Below are 5,309 nucleotides of genomic sequence, written 5' to 3'. Positions count from 1 at the left end.
GAGCCCGCGCCCGGCGCCGCGCGTCGACCAGCCGCTGCGGAACACCTCGGCGGCGTCCGCCGGATCGACCCCGGCCCCGTTGTCCGCGACCCGCAGCAGCAGTTCGCCGTCGTCGGCGAGCGCGGTCACCGTCACCCGGCCCCGCTGCCCCGGCACGGCCGCCTCCCGCGCGCCGGTCACCGCGTCGACCGCGTTGTCGATCAGGTTGCCGAGGATGGTCACCAGATCGCGGGCGGGCAGCGCCGCGGGCAGCGCGCCGTCGTCGATCAGGCTGTCCTCCGCGAGCACCAGCTCCACGCCCCGCTCGTTCGCCTGGGCCGCCTTGCCGAGCAGCAGGGCCGCCAGCACCGGTTCGGCGACCGCCCCCACCACCCGGTCGGTGAGCGCCTGGGCCAGCTCCAGCTCCGCCGTGGCGAAGCCCACCGCCTCGTCCGTGCGCCCCAGTTCGATCAGCGAGACCACGGTGTGCAGCCGGTTCGCCGCCTCGTGCGCCTGGGAGCGCAGCGCCCGGGTGAAGCCGCGCTCCGAGTCCAGCTCCCCGGAGAGCGCCTGGAGTTCGGTGTGGTCGCGCAGGGTCACCACGGTCCCGCGCCGCTCGCCGCCGACGACCGGGCGGGTGTTGACGACGATGACCCGGTCCGCCGTCAGGTGCACCTCGTCCACCCGCTCCTCGGAGGCGAGCAGCGCCCCGGTCAGCGGGGCGGGCAGCGCGAGGTCGGCGACCCGGCGGCCGACCGCGTCCGGGGCCAGCCCGAGGAGTTCCCGGCCGGCGTCGTTGACGAGGGCGATCCTGCGCTGCCCGTCCAGCATCAGCAGCCCCTCGCGCACCGCGTGCAGGGTCGCCTCGTGGTAGTCGTGCAGCCGGCTCAGCTCGGTGGCGTTCATCCCGTGCGTGTGGCGGCGCAGCCGGGCGTTGATCACGTACGTGCCGAGGCCGCCGATGACCAGCGCGGCGCCGGCCGCCAGCCCCAGCGCGCCCAGCTGCTCGCGCACCTGCGAGGAGACCCGGTCCACGGTGATCCCCGCGCTGACCAGACCGGTGATCCGGCCGCCGTCCCGGACCGGGGTGACCACGCGGATGGAGGGCCCGAGCGTGCCGGTGTACGTCTCCGAGAAGGTCTCGCCGCGCAGCGCCCGCGCGGTGTGCCCGAGGAAGGTCTCGCCGATGCGGTCGGCGACCGGATGCGTCCAGCGGACCCGGTCCGGGCTCATGATCGTGACGAACGCGATCCCGGTCTCCCTGCGCACCCGCTCCGCGTACGGCTGGAGCGCGGCGGACGGGTCGTCGGTGCGGATCGCCTCCCGGACGGACGGCGACGCGGCCACCGCGAGGGCCACCGCCCGCGCCTGCCGCGCGGCCGTCTCCCCGGCCTGCTTGCGCCCCGACTCGTACGCGAAGAACGCGCACCCCGCGACGACCGCGGCCACCAGCACCACCTGCATGGCGAACAGCTGCCCGGCGAGGCTGCGCGGACGGGCACGGGGAATACGCATGCCGACCAGTCTGCCCGTCCGCCTTCGCGTGAACGAAATGCACGCAACGGTGACCGGCGTCACAGCGGGCGGGATAGTCGCCGGGGCCCCCGGCACGGGGGCGGGACAACGACGACCCGAGGAGACCCCGTGGCAGCCACCGCCGCCGAGCCGGAACGCACGACACCCGAGCCCGCGAAGCCCGACCGGACGAAGTACCTGTACCTCGCCGTGATCGCGGCGGTGGCGCTCGGCATCCTCGTCGGCTTCGTCGCCCCGGACGCCGCCGTCGAGCTGAAGCCCATCGGCACCGGCTTCGTGAACCTGATCAAGATGATGATCTCGCCCATCATCTTCTGCACGATCGTGCTGGGTGTCGGATCGGTCCGCAAGGCCGCCAAGGTCGGCGCCGTCGGCGGGCTCGCCCTCGGCTACTTCCTGGTGATGTCCACCGTCGCCCTGGCCATCGGCCTGCTCGTCGGCAACCTCCTGGAGCCCGGCTCGGGCCTCCACATCACCGAGGCCGTCCGCGCCGCCGGGGAGAAGCAGGCGTCCGGGGCCGGCGAGTCCACCACGGACTTCCTGCTGGGCATCATCCCGACCACCCTCGTCTCCGCCTTCACCGAGGGCGAAGTGCTCCAGACGTTGCTCGTCGCCCTGCTCGCCGGCTTCGCGCTCCAGGCCATGGGTACGCACGGCGAGCCGGTGCTGCGCGGCATCGGGCACATCCAGCGCCTCGTCTTCCGTATCCTCGCCATGATCATGTGGGCGGCCCCGGTCGGCGCGTTCGGCGCGATGGCGGCGGTGGTCGGCGAGACCGGCGTGGACGCGCTCAAGTCCCTCGCGGTCATCATGATCGGCTTCTACGTCACCTGCGCGCTGTTCGTCTTCGTGGTGCTCGGCGCGATCCTGCGCCTGGTGGCCGGGCTCAACATCTTCACGCTGCTGGCCTACCTGGGCCGCGAGTTCCTGCTGATCCTGTCCACCTCCTCCTCCGAGTCGGCGCTGCCCCGGCTGATCGCCAAGATGGAGCACCTGGGCGTCAGCAAGCCCGTCGTCGGCATCACCGTGCCGACCGGCTACTCCTTCAACCTGGACGGCACCGCGATCTACCTCACGATGGCGTCGCTGTTCATCGCCAACGCCACCGGCGACCCGCTGAGCGTCGGCGAGCAGATCTCGCTGCTCGTCTTCATGGTCATCGCCTCCAAGGGCGCGGCCGGCGTCACCGGGGCCGGCCTCGCCACCCTGGCCGGCGGTCTCCAGTCGCACCGCCCCGAACTGGTGGACGGCGTCGGCCTCATCGTCGGCATCGACCGCTTCATGAGCGAGGCCCGCGCCCTGACCAACTTCGCCGGCAACGCGGTCGCCACGGTCCTCGTCGGCACGTGGACCAAGGAGATCGACCGGGACCGGGCCGGCCTGGTGCTCTCCGGCGCCCTCCCGTTCGACGAGAAGATGCTCAGCGACGAGGGCCCGGCCGAGCCGCACGTCCCCGAAGCCCGCGAGGGCGCCCGGGAGCAGCCGGCCCCGCCCGCGAAGGTCTGACCGCGAAGGTCTGACCGCGCGACGGGCGCCGGACGGCGGAAGGGGCGGGGCCACCGGGCGCCCGCCCCTTCGCACGTCACCGCCTCACACCGGGGCGGACCTCACGCCGGGGTGAACCACACCGTCGCCAGCGGCGGCAGCGTCAGCACCACGCTCGACGCCCGCCCGTGCGACGCCACCGCCTCGGGGCTCAGCGGCTCCCCGTTGCGGACATCGCTTCCCCCGTACCGGGCGGCGTCCGTGTTCAGGACCTCCGCCCAGCGCCGGGGGCCCTCCGGCACCCCGAGCCGGTAGCCGTGCCGCACGACCGGCGAGAAGTTGGACACCGCGAGCAGCGGCGCGCCCTTCGCGTCGTGCCGCAGGAACGCGAACACGTTGTCCTCGGCCGCGCCCCCGTCCACCCAGGCGAAGCCCTCCGGCCGGGTGTCGCGCTGCCAGAGCGCGGGCGTCGCCCGGTACACCGCGTTGAGGTCGGCCACCAGATCCCGCACCCCGCGGTGGTCGGCCTCCGCCCCGTACGACGGGTCGAGCAGCCACCAGTCCGGCCCGTGGCCCTCCGACCACTCCGCGCCTTGCGCGAACTCCTGCCCCATGAACAGCAGTTGCTTGCCCGGATGGGCCCACATGAAGCCCAGGTAGGCGCGGTGGTTGGCGCGCCGCTGCCACCAGTCCCCGGGCATCTTGGAGACCAGCGCCTGCTTGCCGTGCACCACCTCGTCGTGCGAGATCGGCAGCACGTAGTTCTCGCTGTACGCGTACACCATCGAGAACGTCATCTCGTTGTGGTGGTACTTGCGGTGCACCGGCTCCTTGGAGACGTACACCAGCGAGTCGTGCATCCAGCCCATGTTCCACTTCAGGCCGAAGCCGAGCCCGCCGTGGTCGGTCGGGCGCGTCACGCCGTCCCAGGCGGTGGACTCCTCGGCGATGGTGACCACGCCCGGATTGCGCCGGTAGACCGTGGCGTTCATCTCCTGGAGGAAGGCGACCGCGTCCAGGTTCTCCCGCCCGCCGAACTCGTTGGGCGACCACTGGCCGTCCTCGCGCGAGTAGTCCAGGTAGAGCATCGAGGCGACCGCGTCCACCCGCAGCCCGTCGATGTGGAACTCCTCGCACCAGTACGTGGCGTTGGCGACCAGGAAGTTGCGCACCTCGGTCCGCCCGTAGTCGAACTCCAGCGTGCCCCAGTCCGGGTGCGCGGCCCGCCTCGGGTCCGAGTGCTCGTACAGCGGCCGGCCGTCGAACTCGGCGAGCGCCCAGTCGTCGCGCGGGAAGTGCGCCGGCACCCAGTCCATGATCACGCCGATGCCGGCCCGGTGCAGCGCGTCCACCAGGAAGCGGAAGTCGTCCGGCGACCCCATCCGCGAGGTCGGCGCGTAGAAGCCGGTGACCTGGTAGCCCCAGGAGCCGCCGAAGGGGTGCTCGGAGACGGGCATCAGCTCCACGTGCGTGAAGCCCAGCTCCTTCACGTACGCGGGCAGCTGCTCCGCCAGCTGACGGTAGGTGAGCCCCGGCCGCCAGGAACCGAGGTGCACCTCGTACACCGAGAACGGCGCCTCGTGCACCGGGACGCTGCCGCGCCGCTCCATCCACTCCCGGTCCTGCCAGACGTGGTGCGAGGCCGTCACCACCGACGCGGTGGCGGGCGGCACCTCGGTGTGCCGGGCCATCGGGTCCGAGCGCGTGGTGTGCGAACCGTCGGGCCGGCACAGGTCGAACTTGTACAGCGCGCCCTCCCCGATCCCGGGCAGGAACAGCTCCCAGACCCCGGACGAGCCCAGCGAGCGCATCGGGAAGCCGGTGCCGTCCCAGTGGCTGAAGTCCCCACACACCCGGACGCCCCGGGCGTTGGGCGCCCACACCGTGAACCTCGTCCCGGCCACGCCCTGGTGGACCATCGGCCGGGCCCCGAGCGCGGTCCACAGCTCCTCGTGCCGGCCCTCCCCGATCAGGTGCAGATCCAGCTCACCGAGCGCCGGCCAGAAGCGGTACGGGTCCTCCACCTCGATCTCGTGGTCGTCGTACGCCACCAGCAGCCGGTACTCCGGCACCTCGGGCAGCGGCACCAGGCCGGAGAACAGCCCGTCCCCCTCGCTGCGCAGCGGCACCCGCAGCCCCGGCGCGAGCACCGTCACGGCCCGGGCGAACGGGCGCAGCGCCCGCACCACCACCCCGCCGTCCACCGGGTGCGCGCCCAGCAGGGCGTGCGGGTCGTGGTGCTCCCCGGCCAGCAGCCTGCCCCGGTCGGCCCCGTCCAGCGGGGGGACCGGCTGCGGCTCCGGGGCGGC

Annotated in this window: 3 protein-coding genes; 1 reads left to right on the top strand and 2 read right to left on the bottom strand. The window is 73.2% G+C overall.

The genetic code is table 11. The features are described from left to right. The coding region (locus MHW47_RS31535) for an ATP-binding protein (protein ID WP_239227287.1) at window positions 1-1,494 on the bottom strand (1,494 nt) is incomplete at its 3' end. Window positions 1,495-1,623: 129 nt separating this feature from the next. On the opposite strand from MHW47_RS31535, the gene MHW47_RS31530 reads away from it, so the two are divergent. Continuing rightward, window positions 1,624-3,021, top strand: a complete 1,398-nt coding sequence (locus tag MHW47_RS31530) for a cation:dicarboxylate symporter family transporter (protein ID WP_239227286.1) — start codon at window positions 1,624-1,626, stop codon at window positions 3,019-3,021. A gap of 101 nt (window positions 3,022-3,122) precedes the next feature. On the opposite strand, the gene glgB is transcribed toward MHW47_RS31530, so the two are convergent. Beyond that, a partial coding sequence (gene glgB / locus MHW47_RS31525) for a 1,4-alpha-glucan branching enzyme (RefSeq protein ID WP_239227285.1) occupies window positions 3,123-5,309 on the bottom strand: 2,187 nt, incomplete at its 5' end.

The sequence above is a fragment of the Streptomyces sp. OfavH-34-F genome (assembly GCF_022347745.1).
Classification (GTDB): Bacteria; Actinomycetota; Actinomycetes; order Streptomycetales; family Streptomycetaceae; genus Streptomyces.
Note: the sequence above shows the minus strand (reverse complement) of the source record. Positions and strands in the feature narration are given on the sequence as shown.